The 4,132-nt window shown below is 42.8% G+C and carries 5 protein-coding genes; 2 read left to right on the top strand and 3 right to left on the bottom strand.

Features of this window, described 5'->3' with window-relative positions; all coding sequences use genetic code 11:
- The coding region (locus tag VE944_RS06825; protein ID WP_324974187.1) for a hypothetical protein at positions 1 to 252 on the top strand (252 nt) is incomplete at its 5' end.
- 63 nt (positions 253 to 315) lie between these two features.
- On the top strand, positions 316 to 1,776 hold the full coding sequence (gene gatA, locus VE944_RS06820) for an Asp-tRNA(Asn)/Glu-tRNA(Gln) amidotransferase subunit GatA (RefSeq protein WP_324974184.1): 1,461 nt from the start codon (positions 316 to 318) through the stop codon (positions 1,774 to 1,776).
- Between the two features lie 123 nt (positions 1,777 to 1,899).
- Here the strand turns inward: gatA and VE944_RS06815 are convergent, their stop codons facing one another.
- From VE944_RS06815 to VE944_RS06805, 3 genes are all read right to left on the bottom strand, one after another.
- On the bottom strand, positions 1,900 to 2,358 hold the full coding sequence (locus VE944_RS06815) for a helix-turn-helix domain-containing protein (RefSeq protein WP_324974182.1): 459 nt from the start codon (positions 2,356 to 2,358) through the stop codon (positions 1,900 to 1,902).
- 356 nt (positions 2,359 to 2,714) lie between these two features.
- Positions 2,715 to 3,407 (bottom strand): MIP/aquaporin family protein, encoded by a 693-nt coding sequence (locus tag VE944_RS06810; RefSeq protein ID WP_414690107.1) that lies wholly within the window; start codon positions 3,405 to 3,407, stop codon positions 2,715 to 2,717.
- Positions 3,408 to 3,575: 168 nt separating this feature from the next.
- Complete coding sequence (locus tag VE944_RS06805; RefSeq protein WP_324974177.1) at positions 3,576 to 3,848, bottom strand: hypothetical protein; 273 nt, start codon at positions 3,846 to 3,848, stop codon at positions 3,576 to 3,578.
- Positions 3,849 to 4,132 lie beyond the last annotated feature (284 nt).

Here is a 4,132-nt window from a genome sequence, read left to right as displayed (position 1 = left end):
ACAAGGGGAGGAAATCAGATGGGGATTCAGACCCCACCTGATTCAAGTCCACCAAAAAGTGGTGGGGGTCTTAAACCCTTGGGCGTTGCCGCACGACTTGGGGAATTGTCTCCCCATCCCCAAGTCCTCTTCGATAACTACAGCACTTCCGGCTATTATGAGGCACAATTTTACCCACATCCCTTTCCTATCCTAACTTTTGAGACTGTGTGCGTACCTCATAGCAGGCGGAAGTGCTGTAATGACAAATGACTAATACCCAATATTGGCCAATATGTACTAAAATCAATGACTTGAGTCACAAAGAGAGCAATCATGGCATCCATCCGCGAGTTGCACCAACAGCTGGTTAAGAAAGAACGTTCTGCCGTTGAAATTACCCAAGAAGCTTTAGAGCGCATTCAAGCGTTAGAGCCGAAATTGCACAGCTTTTTATGTATTACCGCAGAACGGGCATTAGAGCAGGCGGGTGCTGTGGATGCGAAAATCGCTGCGGGAGAAGAAATTGGGCTGCTAGCAGGCATTCCTGTTGGGATTAAGGACAATTTATGTACTAAGGGAATTCCTACCACCTGCGCCTCCCGAATTTTAGAAAATTTCGTGCCGCCTTATGAATCAACAGCTACGCAAAAGCTGGCAGATGCTGGCGCGGTAATGGTAGGCAAAACCAACTTGGATGAGTTTGCAATGGGTAGTTCCACAGAAAACTCTGCCTACCAAGTCACCGCTAATCCTTGGGATTTATCACGAGTTCCTGGTGGTTCTTCGGGGGGTTCTGCGGCGGCGGTGGCGGCTCAAGAATGTGTGGTTGCTCTCGGTTCTGATACTGGCGGTTCGATTCGGCAACCTGCATCTTTTTGCGGTGTAGTGGGGATGAAACCCACTTATGGTTTGGTTTCTCGTTATGGTTTGGTGGCTTACGCTTCATCTTTGGATCAAATTGGGCCATTTGGAAACACAGTGGAAGATGCTGCGATATTATTAAGTGCGATCGCAGGTTACGATCCCAAAGACTCTACCAGCCTCAAAGTTGCCATTCCCAACTACGCCGCCAGCTTCAAACCAGACTTCAAACCCAGAGGTCAGCTAAAAATTGGTATCATCAAAGAAACTTTTGGTGAAGGTTTAGACTCCGTAGTAGAACAAGCTGTTAACAAAGCAGTAGATCAACTACAAAGTTTGGGAGCGGAAATTCATATAATTTCCTGTCCCACCTTTCGCTACGGCTTACCCACCTACTACATTATCGCCCCATCAGAAGCATCAGCAAACCTGGCTCGTTACGATGGCGTTAAATATGGTTATCGCGCCCCTGATGCCGATAATCTGCTATCGATGTACACTCGTACCCGTGCCACAGGTTTTGGTACAGAAGTCAAACGCCGAATTATGATTGGCACTTACGCCCTTTCGGCTGGCTATTATGACGCTTACTATCTAAAAGCGCAAAAAGTCCGCACCCTCATTAAGCGAGATTTTGAAAAGGCTTTTGGCTTAGTTGATGTGTTAGTTTGTCCCACATCTCCTACTACAGCATTCAAAGCAGGGGAAAAAACTACCGACCCCTTGAGCATGTATTTAACTGACTTGATGACTATTCCTGTGAATCTTGCTGGTTTACCTAGTTTAAGTTTGCCATGTGGTTTTGACGATCAGGGACTACCGATAGGATTACAGCTAATTGGCAATGTCCTGCGAGAAGACCTACTGTTTCAAGTAGCTTACGCTTATGAGCAATCCACTACTTGGCATCTGCGTAAACCACAAATATCTTGAAAATGGCAATTGGTCATTGGTCATTGGTCATTAATCAATAATTTTTCTTCCCCTGCCTCCCCTGCTCCCCCTGCTTCCTCATCCCCACTCCCCACTCCCTACTCCCTACTCCCTGATTCCTCTTCACTGATTCCTAACCATTGACTGTTGACTATTGACTTCTGGAGTCGGGGATTCAGATGTAATTTGTGGTGGATTAAGTGTATGTAAAAGACCAGCAGATGCAGCGACTAATAAGAGAATGTAGGTAACAACAAGAGGTATGTATGTATTTGATTTGTTGCCTGAATTATTCTGCTCATTCCTGGAGTCTTGGCAGACTACATTGCTTATGAGAGTATGTGATAAAGCATTTCCATCCAGTCCTAAAGCATCTCCATAGCGCCGGATGAATCCTTGAACAAAAATAGGCTCAGGCAATTCTTCAAATCGTTCTTCTTCTAAAGCTTGCAAAACACCTGCTCTAATGAGTGTTCTTGCAGCTATTTCTTCTATGCATATAGATTTTTCTTGTCTTACTTGTCGCAATTGTGTAGTTATTTCCTTTAGTTGCTCTACTTGAGCTTGATTTAAGAGCGTCACTGTGTTCTCCTGTATGGGCTAATTCTACTATTCATATAGTTAGAAGCCTTAAATACGCATACGTATTTGTACTGGATAATTGATTTTTAGGAGAAATTTTTTAAGGTTGAAATCTAGATTGGAAAATGCTATGGCTGCTTATACTAAGTAAATATATAAGTATGATGAAGCAACCACCACTCGCGCTCTCGAAACCATTGAGCGCAATGCCAAGCTTCAAACGAAACTAATTGAAGATTTGTTGGATGTCTCTCGCATTTTGCAAGGTAAACTCAGTCTGAATATTGCTTCGAGCGATCGCTAACCTGATTTGATAACTTACAACCCTTTGAGAACTAGCCGTAAATATTGCTCTCTTATTTTTTGAAATCACGAAATCCGTTGGAAAGTTGCCGATATACTATTACTGCTAATTGCGCTCCTAAAATGGGTGCAACCCAATAAACCCAATGATGCTGCCAAATTCCTCCCACCAAAGCCGGGCCTAAAGAACGCGCCGGATTCATACTTGCACCTGTAATTGGCCCCATAAATGCCGCTTCCATCCCCACCGTCAACCCGATCGCTAACCCAGCAAAACCAATATGGGCGCGGCGATCTAGTCCAGAACCCAAAATTACAAACATCAGAATAAACGTGAGAACGAACTCCAACACCAAAGATTGCAACCAATTCCCATTCAGTGGTAGAGTCGCCCCTATATTCGCAACTCGCCCCAAACTAATTAGCAGTAAAGCTGAAGCTGCGATCGCACCTACTAACTGTGCAAAAATATACGGCAATATTCGCCGTTTTGGAAAAAAACCACTCGTCCAAAATGCCAAGGTAACAGCAGGATTGAAGTGGGCGCCGCTCAGATGGCCAATTCCGTAAATCAACGCAGTAACGACTGCACCAAATACAAAACTGATACCAATATGCGTTACACTGCCACCACTAATTGAGTTCACCATGACTGCACCAGTCCCGGCAAACACCAAAATAAAGGTGCCAATTCCTTCTGCTAAAGCCTCTCGCCAGCAATATGTCAGCGATTTTTGTAATTTCATGCCTCTGGTAGGCACTTGGGCATCCTTCATTTCAAAAAAAGTTGATGTATAAATATTATTTCAAAAAAAGTTGATATGTCAAGCCGTCTTGTGCAAAACAACTGTCTTGTAACTATATTGATACATAAACGAGTTAAACAATTACCCAAATTTTCGATAAACTTGTCGCTAATCGCAGCCGGGGCGCACCGATGAAATGACACCATTATTGTGAAATTCTGACAAATATCCCTCTAAAAGGCTAAATTGGGTCAGATTTAACCTGTAATATATCCAGCGTCCTTCCTGACGGACGATAATTCTATCGGCTGGATCTTTAAGAGTATTAAGGGCAAATTTGCTTTTCTTTTCCGAAGAATAGCTGATTTGCCCCAATTTTTCTTGGATACTTTCACTCCAAATAGAAGAAGCTATAGCAATCCGATTTGATTTCTGAATCACTCGTAGAGGTAAGGGACTGGGGGCTAGGAAGAAGGAATAAAGGTGTACTGAGTTTTGTTCAAAAATCAAATATGAGTCCTATATATTTTCTATGTATGGAAGGAAATGAGTCAATCAATTCTTCGATTACTTGAGTCATAGTTTTATCAGCGTAAACTGCATATAATTACCAATCTATTAAACGACGTTTTGACATCTTTAATCTTAAGTGCTTATTTTTTATAATGGTTACACAGGGGAGTGTGTAGAGTATGTCACAATGTTTGTATACCAAAAACTATAAA

Origin of the sequence: Nostoc sp., from assembly GCF_035638895.1 — a bacterium.
Lineage (GTDB): Bacteria > Cyanobacteriota > Cyanobacteriia > Cyanobacteriales > Nostocaceae > Nostoc.
Note: the sequence above shows the minus strand (reverse complement) of the source record. Positions and strands in the feature narration are given on the sequence as shown.

Bases quoted from the DNA above. Each gene is read 5' to 3' on its own strand.
- gatA (WP_324974184.1), top strand. From the start codon at position 316: ATGGCATCCATCCGCGAGTTGCACCAACAGCTGGTTAAGAAAGAACGT.
- VE944_RS06810 (WP_414690107.1), bottom strand. From the start codon at position 3,407: ATGAAATTACAAAAATCGCTGACATATTGCTGGCGAGAGGCTTTAGCA.